This window comes from Jutongia sp. (assembly GCF_057878315.1).
In genome coordinates this window covers 43,522-68,052 of record NZ_DBLXSO010000003.1, presented here as the reverse complement: position 1 = coordinate 68,052, position 24,531 = coordinate 43,522, and the positions used below count along the sequence as shown (strand labels likewise).

Sequence of the window (24,531 nt, the reverse complement as noted above, 5' to 3'; positions counted from 1 at the left end):
GCATGCATTTTGATCACAGCATCATTTTGTATGAAGTCGCAGACAAATGCAAAATATATGAATGGAGGAGATCTTAATATGCAGCAGATGGATCGGCAAATGAATCGTCAGCAGAAAATAATGGCGGCAAAGGCATCTTTTCAAAGGACAGGTGACGATGCCGGCTTTTTCTATAAGAGGGATTTGGAAGAAGCGGAGCAATTGTTAAATGAAACGAAAAACACAGGACCTTCTTTTCATTTCGGACTGATGCGCTTCCTGGCGTCCGTCATGCTTCTTATCGTGCTTCTGGCTGCATTTTCCGGCGGATTTTCCTATCGGGGTTTTCGGCAGGAATATGTTGAAAAATGCATGTCAGATGAAACGACCTGGAACAAGCTGGAGGAGCAGGTGCAGAAGCTGTATCAGAATGCGTTGGAGCAGGGGAAGAAGCTTTCGAAGGACTCTGCGCAGTAGGTCGGTGAGACAGAAGAGATTTCAGGATGCACAGCAGCATAAGACAGAAAGGATTTTGAATACATGGGTGCAAGAAAATTAGCATTATCGGATGAGATATTATTATCTGTGGAAAAACCGGCGAGATATATTGGAAATGAGATCAACATGGTCAAAAAGGATCCGGCACAGGTGGATGTGCGTTTCTGTATGTGTTTTCCGGATGTATATGAGATCGGTATGTCCCATCTTGGCATACAGATCCTTTACGATATGTTCAATCAGTGGGATGACGTATACTGCGAGAGAGTGTATTCTCCGTGGGTGGATCTGGATCAGATCATGCGTAAGCAGCATATTCCGTTGTTTGCACTGGAAACGCAGGAGCCGATCAGGAATTTTGATTTTCTCGGGATCACGCTGCAGTATGAGATGTGTTATACCAATATTCTGCAGGTTCTTGATCTTTCCGGGATCCCACTTAAGGCAAAGGAAAGGACGATGGAGGATCCGTTCGTGATCGGTGGAGGTCCGTGCAGCTACAATCCGGAGCCGATCGCTGATTTCTTTGATATGTTTTACATCGGCGAGGGGGAGACGCAGTACCGTCGCATGATGGATGAATACAAGGAATGGAAAAAGTCCGGACAGGACAGAGTGGCATTTTTGAAGTGTGCTGCACAGATCCCGGGGATCTATGTGCCGATGTTTTATGAGGCGTCCTACAACGAAGACGGAACTTTGGCAGACTTTCAGCCGATCGTGCAGGAGGCACCGAAGACGGTCATGAAAGAGGTCGAGATGGATATGGAGCATACCTATTATCCGGAGAAGCCTTTAGTGCCTTATATCAAGGTGACGCAGGATCGTGTTGTACTGGAAATACAGAGAGGCTGTATCCGCGGCTGCCGTTTCTGTCAGGCGGGTGTATTGTATCGCCCGATCCGTCCGCGTAAGCTGGAATTTCTAAAGGACAGAGCAATTAAAATGCTAGAATCTACTGGTCATGAGGAAATCACGCTCAGTTCCTTAAGCTCCAGTGATTACAAGGAGCTGCCGGAGCTTGTGTACTGGCTGATCGATGAGTGCAGCAAAAACGGGATCAATATTGCACTGCCGTCCCTTCGTATCGATGCATTTTCGTTGGATGTTATGTCGAAGGTACAGGATGTGCGAAAGAGCAGCTTAACCTTTGCGCCGGAGGCGGGCTCCCAGAGGATGCGAAATGTCATCAACAAGGGTCTGACCGAGGAAAATATCTTAAACGGTGCGATGGATGCCTTTCGTGGAGGCTGGACAAGAGTAAAGCTTTATTTCATGCTGGGGCTGCCGGGTGAGACCTACGATGATATTGAGGAGATCGCGGTGCTTTCGGACAAGATCGCGAGAGAATATTATACGATCCCGAAGGAGGAGCGCAAGGGAAAGGTCAATATCGTGACAAGTACGTCTATTTTTGTGCCAAAGCCGTTTACGCCGTTCCAGTGGGCACGAATGAATTCCAGGGAGGAGGCACTGGACAAGCGTAATTTTCTGCTTGGCAAGGTCAAGAGCCAGTTAAATGCCAAGAGTATTAAATATAACTGCCATGATGCCGATGTATCCGAGCTTGAGGGCGTATTTGCAAGAGGTGACCGCCGGTTAAATGACGTGATCCTCCAGGCGTATGAGGATGGCTGCTTCTATGATGCCTGGACGGAATATTTCAAATACGATGTGTGGCAGAAGGCGTTTGAGGATCATGGGCTGACCATGGACTTTTATAATGACAGAGAGCGCAGTGAGGACGAGCTGTTTCCATGGGATTTCATTGACTGTGGTGTGACAAAGCAGTTTTTGCTGCGGGAGTATCACCGTGCAAAGGAAGCTGTTGTGACACCGAATTGCCGTCAGAAATGTGCCGGCTGTGGTGCGGCAAGATTTGGCGGCGGTGTCTGTACCGAGAAGAGAGAAGGGGGATGTGTGTAGGATGAAAGCGAGAATCAAGTTTTCCAAATGTGGTTCCATGCGGTTTATCGGTCATCTGGATGTCATGCGATATTTCCAGAAGGCATTTCGAAGAGCACATATTCCGGTCAGCTACAGCAAGGGCTATTCACCGCATCAGATCCTGTCCTTTACCTCGCCGCTCGGAATCGGGCTGACCAGTGATGCCGAATATATGGATATGGAGCTGGAGGAGTGTCCGGAGCCGGAGAAGATGGTGGACTGGATCAACAGTCAGATGAACGATGAGATCCGTGTGAAGGATTTCGTTCTGCTGCCGGATGAGGCAAAGCCGTCCATGGCAATGCTTGCCGGATGTGATTATCTGGTTGCTTTAAAACCGGGCAAGGTGTCCGATTTTCGGGACAGACCGGATATGGAACAGGTGCTTGCAGATTTTGTAGCACAGCCGGAGATTCTGGTAACAAAGAAAACAAAGCGCTCCGAAAAGCAGGTAGATATCAAACCGAATATTTATTATTTGAGCAGCAAGCTTGAAGCATTTGAGGAGCAGACCGGACAGGCATATGGTGCGCTATGTCTTGATACAGAGGAATATCAGCCGGTGCTTTACTGCCAGCTTACGGCGGGAAGTGTGTTAAATATCAAGCCGGAGCTTGTGATGCAGGCGTTGTGCCGGTTTGTGGGAACGGAGTATGATCCGCTTGACTATCAGATACACCGACTGGAAATGTACGGGGATGAGAACGGCAAAAAGGGAGAGATCCATCTGTTACACGATGAAATTCCGTGTCAACTTGTGCCATTGTCAAGCTATCATAAATAAACATTCCGGATCTTCGGAATGTATTATATATATATAGATTTTAAAGGAAATAAGCATTTACAATGATGAGGAAAGGGGTGTGCCTGTCATGGAACTTTTGCTGACGAAATCGGACCATAAAATATTATCCATGCTGTCGGATGGCAAACGGATCCTGCAGGTGCATGCGGAACCGGAACAGACGAAAGAGGATAAGATCTTTGTCGGTGATATTTATGTCGGAAAGGTCCGCAATGTCGTTAAAAATATCAATGCGGCGTTTGTCGAGTTTGCCAAGGGGCAGATGGGATATCTTTCTCTGGCAGACAAGGTTGTACCGCTTCACACGGCGGGCGGAAGAGGGGACGATCGCGTTCTGATCGGGGATGAGATCATTGTACAGGTGAAAAGAGAGGCTCTGAAAACCAAGCCGCCGGCACTTAGCGGAGCGATCGACATTACCGGCAGATATGTGGTGCTTACCATTGGCAAGAAGGGCTGCAACATATCCAAGAAGATCCGGGATAAGGCAGTGCGCAGCCGCCTTCTGGAGATTCTCGGAGAATATGAGGATCCGGGATATCTTCTGATCGCGCGCACGAACAGTGCCGGGGTGGCGGAGGAGACTCTGCGGGAGGAGATTGAAGCACTTTTAAAGCGTTACGAGAAGATCACACAGCAGGGAATCTACAGACAGCCGTTTCAATGTCTGGAGCAGGCACCGCCGGCGTATCTGGCAGACATCCGTGACGGCTACGCCGAGCAGATCGAGCGGATCGTGACGGATGATGAGCAGCTATATACACAGGCGGAGACGTATCTGAAGGAGTATTCTCCGCAGGAACAGGACAAGCTTGTGCACTGGGATCTAAAGGACGGTAAGCTTGACGCGGTCTATAATGTGACAAGAACCATAGAGCACGCCCTGATGCCGAAGGTATGGCTGAAAAGCGGGGCGTATCTGGTGATCCAGCCGACTGAGGCTCTGATCTCAATCGATGTCAACACCGGAAAGGCAGTCTCTAAGAAGAAGGATGTCCAGAAGACCTTTGCAAAGATCAATCTGGAGGCAGCCGGGGAGATTGCCGTGCAGATGCGGCTTCGGAATCTGTCCGGTATTATTCTGGTGGATTTTATCGATCTGGAGGATAAGGAGGATCAGAAGAAACTGATGGAGTGTCTCCGACAGGAGGTACGAAAGGATCCGGTCCAGACAACGGTCGTTGATATGACGAAATTAGGGCTTGTGGAAATTACAAGAAAAAAAGGACGAAAAAGTCTGTACGAACAGATCAAAGAGATAGAAACAAAGCAGTCAGAAAGGCAGGGTGAGTGAATTGACGCAGGATGAGATCATAATCAGAAAAGGGATTGTCCATATTCTCGATGCAGAGCTGGGCTATCCGGTATTTTCCGAGGAGCTTTTGGAATTATCACCGGATACCAATGATTTTTTTCGGGGATTGATCTATAAGATTATGTCCGGAGATGAGATGAAAAAGTGCTTTTTCGATGAATCCGGGGAGCAGTCCGAGGAGATGCCGCAGGTTGATGTGTATGCTCTGGTTAAGGCATTTTCGGAGGAGAGCATGGTCGAGGACAGCAAGAAGCTTGCGCAGGCACTGTATGATATCATGAATGCCAATGTCACGATCCCGTCCGCAGACTTTGCGGTTGTAACATTTCAAGTGCATTCCATGATGTATCTTGGTCTTTTAAAGATGAACTATAAAGAAAGCTATGTACATATGACGCAGAATAATGAGGAGGGACGGAATATTAACCAGATCATCCGTTACCGTTCCATGCTTCCGTCGGCGACCACAAAGCTTTCCGAGGCAGTGATCATCGATCTGACGGATTACAGCGTACAGATCATCGAAAAGAAATACGACATTAACGGAAGCAAGGTCAATTATCTGTCCGAACTTTATCTGCACTGTCATGCGGCAATGTCTTCCAAGACAAAGCTTGATATCGTGGTCAATGCGGTAAAGCAGGTCAATAACAAGCATTATTCGGAGGAGCCGGTCAAGCAGCTTGAGGCAAAGCGTATCATCAAGGAAGAGATGGAGGAGACCGGAAGCGTCAGTGTTGAGAAGGTCAGCGATAAGCTTTACGGAGATGTGCCGCAGATCAAGGAAGAGTTTGACAAGAAAATGGAGAAGTACCATATGGAGACGGCAGAGGTGACGCCGCAGAGCGAACGGACCACCAAGAAGTTCGAGAAGCAGTACCTGAAAACGGACACCGGTATTGAGATCAATATCCCGATGGAGCAGTATCAGGATGCCGATCAGGTTGAATTTATCACGAATCCGGACGGAACGATCTCTGTTCTGATCAAGAATATCAATAAGATCACGACGCGGTAGCAGAGATGGTACGAGGAATCGCAATATTATTTGGCAGGTGACGGCATATACAGGCTGCTTCCATGCGTGCAGAAATGACAGTGAAAAGGGGAAAATAATGTTTCGATTATGGGCAAAGATATTTAAGGATAACCGGATGCTTCAGGATCTGACGATCTGTGATGACAGCAAGGACAAGAACCGGACGAAGAAGGTGTTTGATTCACTGGATGAGGTCTGCTATGCCTTTGATCTGAGTCGTCCGATCTGGTTAAATACCAACATCGATGAGTTTAAGAGGAATGACAAAACAAGATTCCGCAGGGATAATTTTATTGATGATATCGATTTCGATTTTCTGGAGATCCATGTGATCGAGGAGGATGACGATTTCTAAAACAGCGGGGAGAGAAATTCTTTCTCAATAAGCGTCCGGCTCCGGTCCGATACAGGGCAGGGCGCTTATTTTGACTTTACTTTTTATTTTGGTCATGGTAAAATGAGCGTTGACGAGCAGCACAGACAATCGCAGCTGCAAGCGCCGAAAGGCCGCAGGTGAGGAAAGTCCGGGCTTCACAGGGCAGGATGCCGGATAACGTCCGGTGGAGGCAACTCCCAGGCCAGTGCAACAGAAAATAACCGCCAGCCTTAGCTGGTAAGGGTGAAAAGGCGAGGTAAGAGCTCACCGCGTTTCCGGTAACGGAGACGGCTGTGTAAACCCCATCCGAAGCAAGACCGAACAGGGACGATACGGTTGCCCGCCGTGTTCCGGGTAGGTTGCTTGAGTCTGCCGGTAACGGCAGACCTAGATAGATGATTGTCTGATACAGAACCCGGCTTATAGTGCTGCTCCCTTATTTATAGAAAACGGAGAGAGAAATATGGCACTGACACCAATGATGCAAAAGTATCTTGAGACGAAGGAGGAATACAAGGATTGTATTCTTTTTTATCGTTTAGGGGACTTTTATGAGATGTTTTTTGACGATGCAAAGATCGTTTCCAGGGAGCTTGATATTGCGCTGACCGGCAAAAGCTGTGGCCTGGAGGAGCGTGCGCCGATGTGCGGCGTTCCGTTTCATGCGGTGGATACATATCTGGATCAGCTTATCAGCAAGGGCTATAAGGTGGCAATTTGTGAGCAGGTGGAGGATCCGAAGCTTGCAAAGGGACTTGTAAAGCGCGAGGTTGTCCGTGTGGCGACACCGGGCACGAACCTGAATATGCAGGCACTGGATGAGAGCCGTAATAACTATCTTCTTTGTGTGGTATATACGACAAATGCTTACGGTGTCTCCTATGTCGATGTGACGACGGGAGACTATTATGTGACTGAGTTTGATTCGGAGAATAAGCTTTTGGATGAGATTGGCAAGACGATGCCGTCGGAGATCATCTGCAACGATTCCTTTCTGGTGTCGGGGATCGATCTGGACGATCTGCGGGATCGTTTAAAAATCGTGATCTCAGCGATCGATGCATGGCATTTTGACGAGGACCGTTGTGTGGACAGTCTGTGCCGCCACTTTCATGTAAGCTCCTTAGATGGTCTGGGGCTTGCGGATTATTCGATCGGTGTGACTGCTGCTGGAGCCGTGATGCAGTATCTTGAGGAGACACAGAAGATCTCTCTTGACCATATTACAACAATAAAGCCATATGTGCCGAACAGCTATATGCTGCTTGACCGGGCGACCAGACGTAATCTGGAGCTTTGTGAGACGATGCGGGAGAAAGCGAAGAGAGGCTCTCTTTTCTGGGTGCTTGACCGGACCAAAACGGCGATGGGAGCCAGAAAGCTGCGTAATTCCATTGAGCAGCCGCTTGTCGATAAGGATAAGATCAATGAACGTCTCGATGCGATCGAGGCATTAAATAATAACGAAATCTCCAGGGAGGAGCTGCGGGAATATCTTTCACCGATCTATGATCTGGAGCGCCTGATTAGTAAGATCAGCTACCGCAGTGCCAATCCAAAGGACCTGCTGGCGTTTAAGCAGTCTCTGTCCATGTTGCCGGCGATCAAGTACCTTCTGGAAAGCTTTGAGGGCGATACCCTGTTATCCGCCTACGGAAAAGATCTGGATGATCTGTCGGATATCTGCGGACTGATCACGGATGCAATCGACGAAGAAGCACCTTTGACTGTGCGGGAAGGCAAGATGATCAAGAGCGGTTATAATGAGGAGATTGACCGGCTGCGCCTGGCAAGCACAGATGGCAAGAAATGGATGGCAGATCTTTTGGAGGAGGAGAAGGAACGCTCCGGAATTAAGAATCTGCGTATCAAATATAACAAAGTATTCGGCTATTATCTTGAGGTGACCAAGTCCTTTATCGACCAGGTGCCGGAGGACTGGATGCGCAAGCAGACATTGGTAAATGCGGAACGCTATACGACGCCGAAGCTTAAGGAGTTAGAGGAGACGATCACCGGAGCGGAGGATAAGCTTTATACGCTCGAATATAACGTATTCTGTGAGGTGCGTGATGTGATCTATGCACAGATCGGCAGGATCCAGACGGCAGCCAAGATCATTGCCGGCGTGGACATGTTAGCATCGCTTGCAGTCGTGGCAAGGCAGAATAATTATGTGCGACCGCAGATCCGTAAGAAGGGTGCGATCGACATAAAGAACGGACGCCATCCGGTTGTGGAAAAGATGATCAAAAACGATATGTTTGTCGCAAACGATACATATCTGGACAATGACAAGCACCGGATCAGCATTATCACCGGACCGAACATGGCAGGAAAGTCCACTTATATGCGCCAGACGGCACTGATCGTTCTGATGGCACAGATCGGTTCCTTTGTGCCTGCCGAGAAGGCGGTCATCGGAATTGTTGACCGGATCTTTACGAGAGTCGGTGCGTCGGATGATCTGGCGAGCGGACAAAGTACATTTATGGTGGAAATGACTGAAGTTGCCAATATCCTTCGGAATGCCACGAAGGACAGCCTGATCATTTTGGATGAGATCGGACGCGGCACCAGTACGTTTGACGGACTTGGCATTGCATGGGCGGTGATCGAGCATATTGCAGATAAGAAGCTGCTTGGTGCCAAGACTCTATTTGCAACGCATTATCATGAGCTGACGGAGCTTGAGGGTAAGCTTGACAGCGTGGATAACTACTGTGTTGCCGTTAAGGAGCAGGGGGAGGATATTATTTTCCTGCGAAAGATCATCAAAGGCGGCGCGGACAAAAGCTACGGTATTCAGGTGGCGAAGCTTGCCGGTGTCCCGGAAAACGTTCTCAGACGTGCCCGGGAGATCGTGGACGAACTCAGTAATAATGACATTGCCGAACGTGCGAAGGACATTGCCGTGGAATACGAAATTCCGGACTATGAATACGGCATTGAGCAGCAGACCAAAAAGCCGAGAAAGATTCGTAAGAAAACAGAGTCGGAGATTGAATCAGAGAAGATGGGACAGATCTCTTTGTTTGACGGCTATCAGCCGAATGTAAAGACCGATGATATCATATATGAGCTGCACGATCTGGATCTGTCGACAACGACGCCGATCGATGCAATGAATATTTTATACAAGATGCAGACAAAGCTGAGAGAGAGAATGTAAGGAAAGGCTGGTGGTTGAAGTGTCAAAGATACATGTTCTGAATCAGGATACCATAAATAAGATCGCGGCAGGCGAGGTCATTGAGCGGCCGATGGCAGTCGTGAAGGAACTGACGGAGAATGCGATCGATGCAGATGCCACTGCAGTTACGGTGGAGGTCAGGGACGGCGGTAAGGCGTTGATCCGTATGACTGACAACGGAGTCGGCATGAACAAGGAGGATATCCGTCTTGCGTTTACGCCGCATGCCACCAGTAAGATCGAGGATGCCAAGGATCTGCTTAAGGTAGCGACACTTGGATTTCGCGGTGAGGCTCTTGCGAGTATTTCCTCGGTTTCACAGCTTGAGATGGTGACAAAGACCAGAAATGAACTGATGGGATCACGTTATGAAGCAGACGGTGGTGTGGAGCGTACGCTGGAGGATGTGGGATGCCCGGACGGAACGACGATCCTTGTGCGCAATCTGTTTTATAATACACCGGCACGCCTGAAATTCTTAAAATCCTCGCCGACAGAGGCGGGATATATCAATACGCTGATCGAGAGACTGGCATTATCCCATCCGGAGATTTCTTTCCGGTTTATCAATCAGAATCAGACGAAGCTTCATACGTCCGGTAACGGTAATCTGAAGGATGTGATCTATCATATTTACGGCAGGGATATCACGGCGAATCTGCTTGAGGTGGATGCAGATGAGGTGAGCTGTCAGGTGAAGGGCTTTATCGGAAAGCCTGTGGTATCAAGAGGAAACCGTAATTATATGAATTATTTCATCAATGGACGCTATATCAAGAGTTCAACGATCCACAAGGCGATTGAGGATGCCTACCAGCCATATACCATGCAGCACAGATATCCGTTTACCGTGCTGCATTTTACGGTCAATCCGGAGCTTGTCGATATCAATGTGCATCCGCAGAAAATGGAGATTCGTTTTTCGGATGCACAGGGAATTTATCAGAGTGTGTATCATGCCGTCAGTGAGGCATTAAAGTATAAGGAATTTATTCCGGAGGTCACTCTGCAGGAAAATTCCTCCGAACGCAAAGCCGGAGGCAGGAGCGGTTCTGTCGGAAATACAGGGGGAACGTTTCAGAAGGACCACGCCGGAAAAGAAAATATGGCAGCAGTCAGACCGGCAAAACCGGTTCGTGAGCCGGAAATATTTGAGAAGAAGAGAATGCAGTCTGTGCAGATATTAGAAGAGCTTAAGAAGCAAGATGAGCTTTTAGAACAGCAGGGACAGCTACGGGAAAACGCACCTTATGCGACAGGCAGAGAAGAGACACCACAGGCATATCCTGTTTTGAAAAACAAGCCGGTACAGGAGTCTATGTTTGACAAAGGAATATTATCCGAACAGGCGCAGAAGGAGGTCAAGATTATCGGTCAGGTATTTGATACCTACTGGATCCTGCAGTATGACAATGCCATGTATATGGTTGACCAGCATGCGGCACATGAGAAGGTGCTTTACGAGCGTTTCATGAAGAAGCTGGCAGAGAAAAAGCCGATGGTGCAGATGCTGCAGCCACCGGTGATACTGACACTTACCATGCAGGAGGAAGAGGCAGTTAAGAATAACATGACGGTCTTTGAGGAGTTAGGTTATCAGATCGAGCCGTTTGGCGGCAGGGAATATGCGGTGAGCGGTGTGCCTTCGCATCTTCCGCATATTGGCAATGAGGAGCTGTTAAAGGAAGTGATCGACACGCTCGTTGATGAGCATGACCACAGGACGCCGGATATTTTAAAGGATAAGATTGCGTCCATGTCCTGCAAGGCTGCAGTTAAGGGGAATAACCGGCTTCCGAGAGAACAGATGGAGGAGCTTTTAAGAGAGCTTATGACATTAGAGAACCCATACCATTGTCCTCATGGCAGACCGACAATGATCAAAATGACGAAGACGGAAATGGATAAGAAATTTAAGAGAATTGTGTAAGGAGACAACTATGCAGGAGAAACATAAAAAACCGCTGATCGTTCTGACGGGACCGACGGCAGTGGGAAAGACCGCATTATCCATCGGTCTTGCCAAGGCAGTGGGGGGGGAGATCATCTCGGCAGATTCCATGCAGGTATACAAAGGGATGGATATCGGAACTGCCAAGATCATGCCGGAGGAAATGCAGGGCGTGAAGCATTATCTGGTGAATGAGCTGGAACCGGACGAGGAATTTAATGTCGTGGTGTTTCAGAGGCTGTGTAAGCAGTATATGGAGCAGATCTACGCCGAGGGAAGGATTCCGATCATTGTCGGAGGAACCGGATTTTATATCCAGTCGATCCTGAATGATATCGACTTTACGGAGAATGAGGCGGACACCTCATACCGACAGATATTAGAGGAGCGGGCAAAGACACAGGGCGTTCAGTCGCTTCACGCAGAGCTTTGCCGTGTGGATGAGAAGGCGGCAGAGCAGATTCATCCAAACAACGTCAAAAGAGTGATCCGTGCACTGGAATATTATCATCAGACCGGAGAGAAGATCTCAGAGCACAATGAATCACAGAGGCAGAAAAATTCACCGTACGATTTTATTTATTATGTGCTTCGCCTTCCGCGGGAGATCCTTTATGACCGGATCAACCGGCGCGTGGATCTGATGCGTGAACAGGGACTGGAGGCTGAGGTCAGACGATTGAGAGAACAGGGATGCACCAGAAATATGGTTTCGATGCAGGGGCTTGGCTACAAGGAGATCCTTGCGGCATTAGACGGTGAATGCACCATGGATGAGGCATTTGATAAGATCAAGCTTGAAACAAGACATTTTGCGAAGCGGCAGTTCACCTGGTTTCGCAGGGAACGCGATGTGACGTGGCTTGATAAGGACCGGTTTGCGGATGAGCAGGAGCTGCTCAAGCACTGCGTTCGGGAAATCAGACAGCACTTTGACCGGACACACGGTTCGTTGTGTACAGGAGATCAGGCAGCACTTTGACCGGACACACGGTTCGTTGTGTACAGGAGATCAGGCAGCATTTTGACCGGACGCAGGTATGATGCTTACGGAAAGAAGTCGCAGAATATGGAGAATCAAAGAGAAAAGAGGAAGAAAAATGGAGTTACAGAATTTATACGAAAAAGCAGGAATTGACAGTAAGGTGTATGATTTCTGCAGTCAGATAGAGGAAGGGTTAAAGGAGCGTTTTGCAGAGATTGACAAGACAGCGGAGTACAACCAGATGAAGGTGCTTCGTGCAATGCAGCAGCACAAGGTGAGTGCCGGCTGCTTTGAGTCTTCTACCGGATATGGCTATGATGATCTTGGCAGAGAAACACTGGAGGATGTCTATGCGTCTGTGTTTGAGGCGGAATCTGCGCTGGTGCGCCCGCAGCTTACCTGTGGAACCCATGCGCTTACCGTGGCACTTTCCGCCAATTTAAGACCGGGGGACGAGCTTCTTTCGCCGGTCGGCAAGCCATATGATACGCTGGAGGGAGTGATCGGCATCGGTGACAATGCGGCACCGGGATCCTTAAAGGAGTTTGGTGTCACTTACCGTCAGGTTGATCTGAAGGAGGACGGAAGCTTTGATTTTGATGGCATCCGTGCGGCACTCAATGATAAAACAAAGCTTGTGACGATCCAGCGTTCCAAGGGCTATGCGACACGTCCGACGCTTTCGGTAGAGCGGATCGGTGAGCTGATTGCGTTTATCAAGTCCATCCGTCCGGATGTGATCTGCATGGTTGATAACTGCTACGGTGAGTTTGTGGAGCGTATTGAGCCGACACAGGTCGGAGCGGATATGTGCGTTGGCTCACTGATCAAGAATCCGGGCGGCGGTCTCGCACCGATCGGCGGTTATATTGTCGGAAGAAAAGACCTGATCGATATGTGTGCATATCGCCTGACAGCACCGGGACTCGGGAAAGAAGTCGGTGCAACACTCGGATTAAACCGTTCGTTTTTCCAGGGATTTTTCATGGCACCGTGCGTGGCAGCTTCTGCACTGAAGGGCGCGATCTTTGCGGCAAATGTCTATGAGCGTCTGGGCTTTCCGGTTGTACCGAACGGTACAGAGTCCCGTCATGATATTATCCAGGCAGTGACACTTGGCAGTGCGGAGGGTGTGATCGCATTCTGCAAGGGCATTCAGGCGGGCTCGCCGGTGGACAGCCACGTTGCGCCGGAGCCGTATGCTATGCCGGGCTATCACAGTGACGTGATCATGGCAGCAGGTGCTTTTGTGCAGGGTTCTTCGATCGAGCTGAGCGCGGACGGTCCGATCGAGCCGCCGTATGCGGTCTATTTTCAGGGAGGTCTTACCTGGTACCACGCCAAGTTTGGTATCATGATGTCCGTTCAGTACATGGCAAAAGAGGGATTATTGAACCTTCCTGTGTAAATCATGTAGAATTTTATAAAAATGTCACGAATAAATCACAATTCCATTGGCAGATGGTTCTATACAAAAATAAGATTTTATGATACCATATAATGTGATGCGTTTGGTGGGGAAAGCCTTCAGACAGGAGGCAGTAATGAATAAAAACAAACGTGAACAATATGGTCAGAGACCGGACGGATCCATCCGCATGAAGGAACTTCCGCTTTCCGAGCGACCCTATGAGAAGTGTCTTCGGTACGGTCCGGAAGCTCTTTCGGACAGTGAGCTTCTTGCAGTTGTGATACGAACGGGCAGCCGGGGAGAGAAGGCGGTGGATCTTGCCAGAAAAGTTTTGGGCAGTCTGCCACAGAAGAATCTCGGTGGTCTGTTTCAGGTGTCGTTAAAGCAGCTTCAGGAGATTCGCGGGATCGGCAAGGTCAAAGCGGTGCAGCTTAAATGCATGGCAGAATTTACAAAGCGCATGGTGCGCTGCAGCATGCCGTTGGAGCAGCTTAAGTGCAGTGAACCGGAGCAGGTGGCAGCGTATTACTGCCAGCAGATGCGTTTTCTGGAGACCGAGCAGGTGCTTTTGCTTGTACTGGATGGCAAGAATGCGGTGATACAGGAGATCGTCATTTCAAATGGATCTTTTAATGCTTCGGTGGCATCTCCCCGGGAAATTTTCTATAATGCGCTCAAGCACAGAGCAGTCAGTATTCTGCTTTTGCACAATCATCCGTCAGGAGATCCGTCGCCGAGCCGTGAGGACATGCTTTTGACAAAGAGAATCCGTGATGTGGGGCAGATGATCGGAATTGAGCTGGTGGATCATATTGTGATCGGTGATAACCGATATACCAGTTTTCGTGAGAGCGGTTATTTATAAAAGCATCGATGGACATAAGACTCAGATTACCGGAAGGGAGTATTCCAATGGCACATAAAACTTATGGTATTGATTTTGGAACGGGTACCGTAAAGGTCTATAAAAAATCAGAGGGAATTATTCTGAATGAGAGAACGGTTGTGGCGACTGTCGGTAAGGGCGCAGCGCAGCGTCCGGTTGCGATCGGGGACAAGGCATATGAGATGTTCGAGAAGGTTCCGCCCAACATTAAGGTTTCTTTTCCTTTGGAGAACGGAGTGATCTCGCAGATGGGAGATATGATCTCGCTGTGGAATTTCATGCTGGAGAAGATATCTGGCAGACGAAAGGCAAAGAACGCCGATTTTTATATTGCCGTGCCGGCAGATATCCGTGAGGTGGACAAGAATGCTTACTCGCGTGTTGTTTCTGAAAGTGAGTGCAAGCCGCACAAGGTGTTTTTGATCCACAAGCCGGTCGCGGATGCGCTGGGACTTGATCTTGATGTGGAGAATGCGAGAGGTATTATGATCGTCAATGTAGGTGCGGAGACAACCGAGATTTCCGTGCTGTCACTGGGAGGAATTGTCGTGTCGAAGCTTCTTCCGTACGGAGGCAATTATTTTGATGAACAGATCATCAATTATATCCGCAAGGAGCATAACTTTGTGATCGGCAGGAAGAGCGCCGAGCAGATCAAGAAGACGCTTGTTTCAGCCGTACCCGTTGATGAGAAGGTGACTGTGGTCGGACGCAATGTGGTGAAGGGGCTTCCGGGTGAGGTGACAGTGGCATCCTCCGAGATATTTCCTTTGGTTCAGGGCGTATTTCTGTCGATATCGGCAGCCGTGCGTTCCATGCTGGAGCGGACGCCACCAGAGATTGCATCCGAGATTGCGGAAAGAGGCATTTATCTGACCGGCGGATCCTCCTGGATCCGTGGAATGGATCAGCTTGTTGCCAATGAGACGCGGTATAAGATCAATACCACGAAGCATGCGCAGAGAACGGTTGTGACCGGTCTCGGATATCTGGCAGAGCATCCGAAGCTTGCCGCCAGATACAGCATTCCTCTGAAGGAGATCAGAGGATAAAGAGAATGAAGGAGTTGTAGGAATGCGTAAACGGACTAAAATTACAATGGATCCGAAATATATACTGATGACCATTGCGATCGTGAGTGTTGCTCTGATCATTGTATCATTTCGATTTCAGGATAAAATGACACCGATCAGAACGGCTGTGGGCAGTGTGGTGACACCGATGCAGCGCGGAATTAACAAGATCGGACTTGTTGTGGCAGACGGGATGGATTATGCGACAACTGTCAAGAAGCTGGTCAAAAAGAACAATGCACTGCAGAAGCAGCTGGATGATCTGTCACAGCAGAATCGTCTGCTTCAGCAGGACAAATATGATCTGGATGATTTCCGCAAGCTCTATAGTCTGGATGAGAAGTATTCCGACTATCCGAAGGTGGCGGCACATGTTATCAGCAGTGATGGCAACTGGTTTAACAGCTTTGTCATCGACAAGGGTTCCAAGGACGGTCTGAAGGTCAACATGAATGTGCTGGCGGGAGACGGACTGGTCGGCATCGTCACAGAAGTGAATAAATCCTATGCGAGAGTCCGTTCGATCATTGATGATGAGAGCAGTGTAACCGGATCTTTCTTGAAAACATCGGATATGTGCTTTGTAAACGGGAATCTGAAGCTGATAGGTAAGGGGATGATCGATATCAGCGGCATTCCGGCAGATGCCGAGGTGAAGGATGGCTACGAGGTTGTTACCTCACCGGTCAGCGATAAGTACCTTCCGGGGATCCTGATCGGTTATGCCAGAGATATCAAGACGGATTCCTCAAATATCACACAGTCGGCGCATCTGACACCGGCTGCCGATTTTTCGGGACTAGATATGGTGCTTGTGATCACAGAGGTGAAGGATTCCGGTGATTTGGAGGATATTTTAAATTGAGACGTTATATTTACCTGTTATTGCTGAATATCGTATGCTTTGTGCTTCAGACAACGGTGTTCAGGCATCTTCCGCTTGGTGGGGTCGTACCAAATATTCTGATCATGATCACAGCGGCTTTCGGACTCATGTATGGAAGAAAGCTTGGTATGTTTTCCGGATTTGTGGGTGGTCTTATGATCGATGCGATGTTTAACAGCGTGATCGGTCTGACAATTTTGATCTATTCGTTTATCGGATATGTCAATGGTATGTTAAATAAACTGTACTTCAAGGAAAGATTATATATTCCGGTTATTACGATCGTGCTTAGCGATCTGGCATATGGTGTTTTGTATTATGTGTGTCGTTTTATGCTTCGGGGCAGAATGGACTTTATGTTTTATCTGATGCATGTGATGATTCCGGAGGCGGTGTACACACTGATCATCGGAGTGCCGATCTACCTTCTGATGCGGCAGATCAAGGAGCATTTCAAACCGGAGGAGCATGTTTCGCTGGAGGAGCATGTGGAGATGGATCGGGAGAAGGCTATCTGATTTCGGTGAAAGGAGAGAAGAAACGTGTTAGACACTTTGAAGGATTATATCAAAGCATTTTTCAATTCAAGACTGCTGCCGGTTACGGTTGTTTTTATGCTTCTTTTTTCCATTCTGATCAATCGTATGTTTGAACTTCAGATCGTGGACAGAGACAGTATTATCGCAAGTGGTGCGAGCAATACCATCAAGGAAAAGGATATCAAGGCGACCCGCGGTAACATTTACGACTGTAACGGAACACTTCTTGCCTATAACAAGCTGTCTTATAATATCGTATTTTCGGAGACCTCCAAGCTGACGGGTATGACGGACGAAGAGAAGAACACGATGATCTACCGTCTGCTTTATATCTTAAAGAAGCATGGCAGTGAGCTTTCTGTGGATTATTATCTGGCGTATGATCACGGCAAGCTGCAGTATCAGGTGGAGGGCAGCTCTCTGGAGCGTTATCTGGCGGATGCATACTCTGTGCAGAACGGCGTGAAGGCACTGACACAGGAGCAGAAGGATACGACGCCGCAGGCGATGTATGATTATCTCATTAAGAAGTTTGAGATCGCGGAAACTTATGATAAGGATACGGCGATCGATATTCTGGCGGTGCGTTATGCGATGTTTATCAACCGTTATGCGAAGTTTCAGGACATCATTCTTGCCAAGAACGTCGATGAGAAGACAGTTGCGGCTGTCAAAGAAAACAGTGAACTTTTGCCGGGTGTTGACATTGATCAGAACACCTCTCGTGTTTATAAGAAGAGTAAGTATTTTGCACATATGCTCGGTTATACCGGTTCCATCTCAGCGGAGAAGCTGGAGGAACTGAATAAAGAGAACAAGGAATCTATTTATTCCGTAGATGATCAGATCGGTATTTCCGGCCTTGAGAGCACCTATGAGGATTATCTGCGCGGAACAAAGGGAAGCCGTGAGATTACGGTCGATGGTGGAACGAGCCGTATTATCTCTGAGAAGACAACGAAGGATCCGGTTGCAGGAAATGATCTGTATCTGACGATCGATGCAAAGCTGCAGGAGGAGTGCTATCATCTTCTGGAGGAGCGGATCGCCGGTATTCTGATCGCTAATATCAATAACAGTATGGACGCCGGAACAAGAGGGCATTCCACGAAGGACATCAAGGTACCGATCTACGATGTGTACAATGCGATCATCCAGAATAACATTGTCAATGTGGAGCGTTTTACGGATGAGGATGCTTCCTCGCTGGAGAAGGCAACCTTAAAAAAATACAAAGCCAAAAAGAAAACAATCGTGCGCAAAATCCGACACCTTCTGGCAGCGGACAGCACGGCATCGGCAAAGTCTCTTTCTTCCGATATGAATGATTTTCTGGATGCTTTTTATTCCATATTAAAAGATAATTCAATCGTCATTACAAAGAGCAGTGATTCTGACAGCTCCCGAAAAGCAGTTGATACATCGGATGCCACATACAAAAGCTACGCCAACGGATCGCTCAGCCTGAGCAAGTATCTGCAGTATGCAATTTCACAGCAGTGGATCGATCTGGACAAGCTGGATATCGGGAATGACTTTTATAGTACACAGGAAATTTACAAAAAACTGGTTGACTATGGTATCAATTTATTAGAAAATGATACTGCGTTTACAAAAATGATTTACAGTTACATGATCTATCATTATGAGCTGTCAGGCAGAGATATCTGTCTGCTCCTGTTTGATCAGGGTGACATAAAGTATAATGCACAGGAATATAATCAGGTGCGTCAGGGAATTACATCACCGTATTCCTTCCTGATCCGCAAGATCAAGAAGCTTGAGATCACACCGGGACAGCTCGGACTGGATCCGTGCTCCGGTTCCATTATCATAACTGATGTCAATACCGGTGATGTCAAGGCGATGGTGACATATCCGAGCTACGATAATAACAAGATGGCGAATCAGGTGGATTCGGATTACTTTTACACATATCTGAAGGACAGTACGGCGTCACCGCTTTTGAACCGACCGACCCAGCAGGAGATCGCACCGGGTTCCACCTTCAAAATGGTTACCTCTGTGGCTTCCCTGCAGGAGGGAGTGATCTCGCCAAGCAGTACGGTTTACGACACGGTCAGCTTCACAAAGGCACCGTCTTATGGTTCTCCACGCTGCTGGAGCAGTTCTTCTCATGGTAATCTGACTGTGGCGGGAGCTCTGGAGCATTCCTGTAACGTGTTTTTCTATGAAATGGGATATCGTCTCGGCAATGGTCATAATGGCAGAGTCAATGACAGCGGCGGACTTGCCCGTTTGAAGAAATATGCAGATATGTTTGGTCTGACCGACAAGTCCGGTGTTGAGATCACAGAGTCATCACCTCACTTTTCGACATCAGATATCATTCGTTCTGCGATCGGACAGGGTAGTCATGCGTATGCACCGATCCAGCTGGCAAGATATGTGACAACGATCGCCAACAGCGGAACCTGTTATGATTTGACGCTTGTGGATAAGATCAAGGACGTTAATGGAAAGACGATACTAAACAATTCTGCAAAGGTCCGCAATAAAGTCAATGTTGCGCAGTCAACCTGGCAGAGTGTACACAACGGTATGTACCGGGTGGTAAACGGTGCACAGCATGGAAGTATATTTGCCGGCATGAAGAAAAAATTCGCCGGAAAGACAGGTACGGCACAGCAGAATACACTGCATCCGAACCATGCATATTTCCTGTCCTACGGACCATATGAGAATCCGAAGATCTCCGTAAGCTGTGTAATACCAAACGGATATACATCAACCTATGCGATGGAATGCGCAAGGGATGTCTATAAATATTACTTTGGCGGTAAGAAACTGTCCGGAGGCAAGGCAACCTCGGTTGCACATTATGCAGGAACAAACGATTAAGATATCTATTGTACAAGAACAGGAGCAATGATATGGATAATATAGTAAAAATAACAGGATCCAAATCAGGAATCATATTGAGACTGGATCCGGAGGCAGATTGGGACAGCATCGTAAAAGATGTGGCGGAGAAGTTTAAGTCCTCCGCACAGTTCTGGGGGGATGCAAAGAAAGCAATTGCATTTCAGGGGCGCGAGCTCGATGAGAAGCAGCAGGATGAAATCCTTGCAACGATTCAGGATAACTGTGAGCTTCAGATTGTGTGCGTGCTTGATGAGAATCCGGAGAGAGAGGCTGCCTTTGCAAAGGCTCTCCAGCAGGAGAAATCAGGAAGTGCGTCTGCGGTGGCAGAGAAAACTGCAGCCAATATGCTTCAGAACGATAATGGCACCGGTTTCTTTTTCAAGGGAAATCTTCGTTCCGGTCAGGTGCTGGATGTTGAGACGAGCATTATCATTCTGGGAGATGTCAATAACGGTGCAAAGGTGATCTCCAAGGGAAATGTGATCATTCTCGGATCCCTGAAAGGAAATGTTTTTGCCGGTTCTGCTGGAAATGTTGATGCATTTGTGATAGCCTTAGATATGAAACCGGTACAGATACGTATTGCGGACACGATCGCAAGATCGCCGGACGAGTCTCCGCGCCGTTCCAAGACGAAGGAGACCAAGATCGCATTCTGGGAGGATGGCAATATTTATATTGAGCCGCTTGACAAGGATGTTATGAGTGACATACGTCTGTCATAACACATGAGAGACGGTATTATTTGGAAATGTAACTGCAGACTGGCAGTGCATCATAGACTAACACTTTAAAATTAGGAGGAAATAAAAATGGGAGAGGTTATTGTAATCACATCCGGAAAAGGCGGCGTTGGTAAGACAACGACCACAGCCAATGTTGGAACCGGACTTGCCATGATGGGAAAGAAGGTTGTTCTGATCGATACAGATATAGGACTTCGTAATCTTGACGTGATCATGGGATTAGAGAATCGTATCGTTTACAATCTGGTTGACGTTGTGGAAAATAACTGCCGCATTAAGCAGGCTCTGATCAAGGATAAGCGTTACCCGAACCTTTATCTGCTGCCATCTGCACAGACAAAGGACAAGACCGCAGTAACACCGGAGCAGATGAAGAAGCTGGCGGATGAATTAAAGGAAGAGTTTGATTACATACTGATGGATTGTCCGGCAGGAATCGAGCAGGGATTCAAGAACGCCATTGCCGGTGCTGACCGTGCTCTGGTCGTAACAACACCGGAGGTATCCGCTGTCCGTGATGCAGATCGTATCATCGGTCTTCTCGAGGCCAATGAGATCGGACAGACACATCTTATTGTAAACCGTCTTCGTGTTGATATGGTAAAGAGCGGCGATATGATGTCCAGCGATGATGTTGTGGACATTCTGGCGGTTGATCTGATCGGTGTAGTTCCGGATGATGAACATATCGTTATTTCTGCCAATAACGGTGAGCCGCTTGTAGGCTCTGACTGCATGGCAGGACAGGCTTATATGAATATTTGTAAGCGAATCATCGGTGAGCAGGTAGATTTTATGGATTTTGACGCTAAGAAGGGATTATTCCAGAAGCTGGCAGCTATATTAAAGAAATAAGTTTCATATTCAATAAACAGGATAAATTCGCTGTCTGCCGGGTGTTCCGGTCTGTCAGCGTAGATGGAGGTTTGGAATGGGTTTTTTCTCAAATTTTTTTAAGAGTGACGTAAAGAGCGGAGAAACCGCTAAGAATCGTCTGAAGGTAGCCATCACCTCTGATCGGGCAGTATGCTCGCCGGAAATCATGGAACAGATGAAGAACGAGATCATTCAGGTTATTTCAAAGTATGTGGAGATTGATGTGGATGGTCTTGATATCAAAGTGAAGCAGATGGAGCTTGAGGATGGTTCAACACCGGTGAATGCGGTTATGGCGAATATCCCGATCAAGGGTTCCAGAAATTTTAGAAGATCACAGCAGCATTGAGAGGAAGTAGACATACATGTTAAACAGATTAAAGCAATATGATTGGCGCAATTTTAACTATTCTCTGGTCATCATTGTTGTAATTTTGTGTCTGGTTAGCGCATTTACTTTGAAGCTGGCAGGCGGCGTAGAAAAGGGAGCCGGCTATATGAGAGGGCAGCTCATAGGTATGGTAATGGGGTTATTTATAGTTGCTTTTTTGTCGGTCCTGGATTATCATTTTATATGTAGATTTGTCGCGATCTATTTTGTGTTTGGTGTTGTTCTGGTTCTTCTGACGAAGATCCCGGGCATCGGAACGGATCTTGATACCGGGTCGACCAGATGGATCCGTATCGGGAGTCTGACCTTTCAGCCGTCAGAGCTTCTCAAAATCATATTTATCCTGACGCTGGCTACGTTGTTTTGCAAGATCAGGAAGCAGTTAGATCAGTTTAAGGCGGTCATATGGATCGTGCTTATAACCCTTCCGGCGTTTGGCGCGATCGTGATACAGCCGGATCTGTCATCAAGTCTTGTTATTTTGTTTGTGATGGCGGTCATGACATTTGTGGCAGGTCTTTCCTACCGTGTGTTGGTGCCGATCATTTCTATCGGACTTCCGGTGACGCTGATTCTGTACTGGTATGTGCAGCAGCCCCACAATCTGTTGCTACAGGGATATCAGTATGACCGTGTCTTTGCGTTCAAGAATCAGGATTCTACCGTGAAGCGTATTGTCGATCTGAACAGACAGCAGAAGTCCTCAGTCAATGCAATCGCAGAAGGTGGATTGTATGGCAAGTTTTTGAAGGATGGTGCGAGAGCCGGCAGTTCAAGAGCATATTCCAGTGTATCGATCCGGGAGAGTGATTTTATCTGGAGCGTTATTTCAGAGGAATTTGGTTTTCTGGGATGCTGTCTTGTATTGCTTTTATTTGGCATTTTGATCTTTAAGTGTTTCCGTGTGGCAAGCAAGGCACAGGATTTTCTGGGAATGTTGATCGCGGTTGGGGTGTCTGCGATGTTTATGTTCCAGGTGTTTAGCAATATTTGCGTTGTGACATTTCTTTTTCCGAATACCGGTCTGCCGCTGCCGTTCTTAAGTAACGGTTTGAGTTCAATGATGTCATCGATGATCGGTATAGGGCTTGTTATCAATATAGGCATACAGCCTGCCAAAACGAAAAAGGGTGGTTTTACCATGCGAAAGGCTTATTCAGATATGGACGATGTTGACATCGATTTCAGTTTGTAGCATATTTTACAGGAGAAGGCAGAAAAATTATTTGGAGGGGTGAACAAATGAACATTGGATTGATTGCACATGATGCAAAGAAAATATTGATGCAGAATTTCACGATCGCGTATCGCGGGATTCTGAGCAAGCATGAGATTTATGCTACCGGTACGACCGGACGTCTGATCGAGGAAGTGACGAATCTGACGGTGCATAAGTATCTTGCGGGTCATCTGGGAGGAGAACAGCAGCTTGCATCCCAGATCGAGCATAATCAGATTGATATGGTGATCTTTCTGAGAGATCCGCAGTCACCAAAGTCCCATGAGCCGGATGTGATGAATGTGATCCATCTTTGCGATACCTACAACATTCCGTTTGCAACCAATCTGGCAACGGCAGAGCTGTTGGTAAAGGCTCTGGAGCATGGAGATCTTGAGTGGCGCGAAGTCATTAAAAAAGAAGAGGAATAGTTCTGTGAATAGAAAAAGATACAACAAATCCGGAATCAAGGGAATACCTGCTGTGTGTGTTATTCTGACGATGCTTGTCTGTTGTGGGATCATGGCAGGCTGCAGTGTAGATACTGTTCCGGTATCAGATACTCAGACAGCGTATCAGGGAGAGGCAGACAGTACGGATACCGCCTCCTCACAGGAGGAAGGATATCTGTCAAAGGATATCTGTGTTATCCCAAAGAAAAAGAATATTGCTACGGATGCGGCGATCACGGCAGATGCAGCACTGCTGATCGATGATACCCGCAATAAGGCACTTTATGCCCAGAATATTTATGCCAGTGAGTATCCGGCAAGTGTTTCCAAGATTGCAACGGCACTGATGACATTTAAGTATGCGAAATTCGACGATACGGTGACGATCAGCTATAATGCATCCCATGTGACAGAACCCGGCGCCAGATTATGCGGCTTTAAAGAAGGCGATAAAATTTCCGTGAAGGATCTTTTATACGGTATGATGGTGTATTCCGGCAATGATGCGGCGGTTGCGCTCGCAGAGTATATTTCCGGTTCTGAGACGGATTTTGCGGCTGAGATGAATCAGGAGATGGTGGCGATCGGAGCCAGCGGAACCCATTTTGTCAATGCGAGCGGTCTTCATGATGATCAGCATTATACGACAGCGTATGATCTTTATCTGATTTTTCATGAGCTGTTAAAATACGACGATTTTAAAGAGCTTTTACAGTGTACGAAGTATACTGCCGAATGGACGGATGCACAGGGCAAGAAGCAGAGTCTTGATATCACGTCAACCGATCCTTATCTGACCGGGTCCAGGCAGGCACCGAAACCGCTTACGGTGATCGGAGGGAAGAGCGGAACTACGATCAAGGCGGGTTCCTGTCTGATCATGTATTCGCAGGACAAAAAGAACCGGGATTATATTTCAGTGATTTTGAAGGCAGATTCATCATATTCCATGTATACACAGATGAATCATATGCTTGAATATGTAAAGAGAGGAAAATGATCCTCTCTTTTTCAGTGCATTGAAAAGTGACGTAACGCAGCGAAATGCCATCGGGAATTGCAAAGCAATTCCTGAAAA

At 47.6% G+C, this 24,531-nt stretch carries 21 protein-coding genes and 1 other RNA gene; all 22 read left to right on the top strand.

Features of this window, described 5'->3' with window-relative positions; genetic code table 11:
- The first annotated feature begins 78 nt into the window (after positions 1-78).
- Positions 79-456: a hypothetical protein gene (locus tag ACZLMD_RS01270; protein WP_484107042.1), complete on the top strand. Its 378-nt coding sequence runs from the start codon at positions 79-81 to the stop codon at positions 454-456.
- 63 nt (positions 457-519) lie between these two features.
- Positions 520-2,403 (top strand): TIGR03960 family B12-binding radical SAM protein, encoded by a 1,884-nt coding sequence (locus ACZLMD_RS01265; protein ID WP_022306860.1) that lies wholly within the window; start codon positions 520-522, stop codon positions 2,401-2,403.
- Between the two features lies 1 nt (position 2,404).
- The gene (locus ACZLMD_RS01260; RefSeq protein WP_482521861.1) at positions 2,405-3,208 is read left to right on the top strand and encodes a TIGR03936 family radical SAM-associated protein; all 804 of its coding nucleotides are present in this window, start codon (positions 2,405-2,407) and stop codon (positions 3,206-3,208) included.
- 88 nt (positions 3,209-3,296) lie between these two features.
- A complete protein-coding gene (locus ACZLMD_RS01255) occupies positions 3,297-4,523 on the top strand; it encodes a ribonuclease E/G (RefSeq protein WP_482521862.1) in 1,227 nt (408 codons plus the stop codon).
- A complete protein-coding gene (locus ACZLMD_RS01250; protein WP_482521863.1) occupies positions 4,516-5,562 on the top strand; it encodes a nucleoid-associated protein in 1,047 nt (348 codons plus the stop codon). The genes ACZLMD_RS01255 and ACZLMD_RS01250 overlap by 8 nt, the downstream gene beginning before the upstream one ends.
- Before the next feature lie 97 nt (positions 5,563-5,659).
- The gene (locus ACZLMD_RS01245) at positions 5,660-5,938 is read left to right on the top strand and encodes a hypothetical protein (RefSeq protein WP_118559473.1); all 279 of its coding nucleotides are present in this window, start codon (positions 5,660-5,662) and stop codon (positions 5,936-5,938) included.
- A gap of 113 nt (positions 5,939-6,051) precedes the next feature.
- Positions 6,052-6,398, top strand: an RNA gene (gene rnpB, locus ACZLMD_RS01240) — RNase P RNA component class A.
- A 24-nt stretch (positions 6,399-6,422) separates the two neighbouring features.
- Positions 6,423-9,131 carry a DNA mismatch repair protein MutS gene (gene mutS / locus ACZLMD_RS01235; RefSeq protein ID WP_489494979.1) on the top strand — a complete coding sequence of 903 codons (2,709 nt, stop codon included), beginning with the start codon at positions 6,423-6,425 and terminating at the stop codon, positions 9,129-9,131.
- A 19-nt stretch (positions 9,132-9,150) separates the two neighbouring features.
- Positions 9,151-11,082 (top strand): DNA mismatch repair endonuclease MutL, encoded by a 1,932-nt coding sequence (mutL, locus tag ACZLMD_RS01230; RefSeq protein ID WP_489494977.1) that lies wholly within the window; start codon positions 9,151-9,153, stop codon positions 11,080-11,082.
- A 10-nt stretch (positions 11,083-11,092) separates the two neighbouring features.
- Positions 11,093-12,085 (top strand): tRNA (adenosine(37)-N6)-dimethylallyltransferase MiaA, encoded by a 993-nt coding sequence (miaA, locus tag ACZLMD_RS01225; protein ID WP_487601565.1) that lies wholly within the window; start codon positions 11,093-11,095, stop codon positions 12,083-12,085.
- A gap of 118 nt (positions 12,086-12,203) precedes the next feature.
- Positions 12,204-13,496: a methionine gamma-lyase family protein gene (locus ACZLMD_RS01220; RefSeq protein WP_455057312.1), complete on the top strand. Its 1,293-nt coding sequence runs from the start codon at positions 12,204-12,206 to the stop codon at positions 13,494-13,496.
- 136 nt (positions 13,497-13,632) lie between these two features.
- Entirely contained in the window at positions 13,633-14,364 is a 732-nt protein-coding gene (radC, locus tag ACZLMD_RS01215; protein WP_199877054.1) for a RadC family protein, read from the top strand.
- Positions 14,365-14,411: 47 nt separating this feature from the next.
- Positions 14,412-15,437 (top strand): rod shape-determining protein, encoded by a 1,026-nt coding sequence (locus ACZLMD_RS01210; RefSeq protein WP_022306850.1) that lies wholly within the window; start codon positions 14,412-14,414, stop codon positions 15,435-15,437.
- Positions 15,438-15,459: 22 nt separating this feature from the next.
- Positions 15,460-16,323 carry a rod shape-determining protein MreC gene (mreC, locus tag ACZLMD_RS01205; protein ID WP_489494973.1) on the top strand — a complete coding sequence of 288 codons (864 nt, stop codon included), beginning with the start codon at positions 15,460-15,462 and terminating at the stop codon, positions 16,321-16,323.
- Positions 16,320-16,862 carry a rod shape-determining protein MreD gene (mreD, locus tag ACZLMD_RS01200; protein WP_489494971.1) on the top strand — a complete coding sequence of 181 codons (543 nt, stop codon included), beginning with the start codon at positions 16,320-16,322 and terminating at the stop codon, positions 16,860-16,862. Before mreC ends, mreD begins: the two co-directional genes overlap by 4 nt.
- A gap of 24 nt (positions 16,863-16,886) precedes the next feature.
- Positions 16,887-19,745, top strand: coding sequence for a penicillin-binding transpeptidase domain-containing protein (locus ACZLMD_RS01195; RefSeq protein ID WP_486818099.1), 2,859 nt, complete (start codon positions 16,887-16,889; stop codon positions 19,743-19,745).
- A 32-nt stretch (positions 19,746-19,777) separates the two neighbouring features.
- Complete coding sequence (gene minC / locus ACZLMD_RS01190; RefSeq protein ID WP_482521660.1) at positions 19,778-20,494, top strand: septum site-determining protein MinC; 717 nt, start codon at positions 19,778-19,780, stop codon at positions 20,492-20,494.
- An 87-nt stretch (positions 20,495-20,581) separates the two neighbouring features.
- Positions 20,582-21,370, top strand: coding sequence for a septum site-determining protein MinD (gene minD, locus ACZLMD_RS01185; protein ID WP_022306845.1), 789 nt, complete (start codon positions 20,582-20,584; stop codon positions 21,368-21,370).
- Positions 21,371-21,446: 76 nt separating this feature from the next.
- Positions 21,447-21,740: a cell division topological specificity factor MinE gene (gene minE, locus ACZLMD_RS01180; RefSeq protein ID WP_022306844.1), complete on the top strand. Its 294-nt coding sequence runs from the start codon at positions 21,447-21,449 to the stop codon at positions 21,738-21,740.
- A 16-nt stretch (positions 21,741-21,756) separates the two neighbouring features.
- Entirely contained in the window at positions 21,757-22,977 is a 1,221-nt protein-coding gene (locus ACZLMD_RS01175; RefSeq protein ID WP_022306843.1) for an FtsW/RodA/SpoVE family cell cycle protein, read from the top strand.
- 47 nt (positions 22,978-23,024) lie between these two features.
- Positions 23,025-23,432: a methylglyoxal synthase gene (gene mgsA, locus ACZLMD_RS01170; RefSeq protein ID WP_022306842.1), complete on the top strand. Its 408-nt coding sequence runs from the start codon at positions 23,025-23,027 to the stop codon at positions 23,430-23,432.
- Between the two features lie 4 nt (positions 23,433-23,436).
- Positions 23,437-24,453, top strand: a complete 1,017-nt coding sequence (locus ACZLMD_RS01165; RefSeq protein WP_489494969.1) for a D-alanyl-D-alanine carboxypeptidase family protein — start codon at positions 23,437-23,439, stop codon at positions 24,451-24,453.
- Positions 24,454-24,531: the final 78 nt, after the last annotated feature.

Coding starts and splice junctions, on each gene's coding strand:
- ACZLMD_RS01270 (WP_484107042.1), top strand. CDS start 79: ATGCAGCAGATGGATCGGCAAATGAATCGTCAGCAGAAAATAATGGCG.
- ACZLMD_RS01265 (WP_022306860.1), top strand. CDS start 520: ATGGGTGCAAGAAAATTAGCATTATCGGATGAGATATTATTATCTGTG.
- ACZLMD_RS01260 (WP_482521861.1), top strand. CDS start 2,405: ATGAAAGCGAGAATCAAGTTTTCCAAATGTGGTTCCATGCGGTTTATC.
- ACZLMD_RS01255 (WP_482521862.1), top strand. CDS start 3,297: ATGGAACTTTTGCTGACGAAATCGGACCATAAAATATTATCCATGCTG.
- ACZLMD_RS01245 (WP_118559473.1), top strand. CDS start 5,660: ATGTTTCGATTATGGGCAAAGATATTTAAGGATAACCGGATGCTTCAG.
- mutS (WP_489494979.1), top strand. CDS start 6,423: ATGGCACTGACACCAATGATGCAAAAGTATCTTGAGACGAAGGAGGAA.
- miaA (WP_487601565.1), top strand. CDS start 11,093: ATGCAGGAGAAACATAAAAAACCGCTGATCGTTCTGACGGGACCGACG.
- ACZLMD_RS01220 (WP_455057312.1), top strand. CDS start 12,204: ATGGAGTTACAGAATTTATACGAAAAAGCAGGAATTGACAGTAAGGTG.
- radC (WP_199877054.1), top strand. CDS start 13,633: ATGAATAAAAACAAACGTGAACAATATGGTCAGAGACCGGACGGATCC.
- ACZLMD_RS01210 (WP_022306850.1), top strand. CDS start 14,412: ATGGCACATAAAACTTATGGTATTGATTTTGGAACGGGTACCGTAAAG.
- mreC (WP_489494973.1), top strand. CDS start 15,460: ATGCGTAAACGGACTAAAATTACAATGGATCCGAAATATATACTGATG.
- minC (WP_482521660.1), top strand. CDS start 19,778: ATGGATAATATAGTAAAAATAACAGGATCCAAATCAGGAATCATATTG.
- minD (WP_022306845.1), top strand. CDS start 20,582: ATGGGAGAGGTTATTGTAATCACATCCGGAAAAGGCGGCGTTGGTAAG.
- minE (WP_022306844.1), top strand. CDS start 21,447: ATGGGTTTTTTCTCAAATTTTTTTAAGAGTGACGTAAAGAGCGGAGAA.
- ACZLMD_RS01175 (WP_022306843.1), top strand. CDS start 21,757: ATGTTAAACAGATTAAAGCAATATGATTGGCGCAATTTTAACTATTCT.
- mgsA (WP_022306842.1), top strand. CDS start 23,025: ATGAACATTGGATTGATTGCACATGATGCAAAGAAAATATTGATGCAG.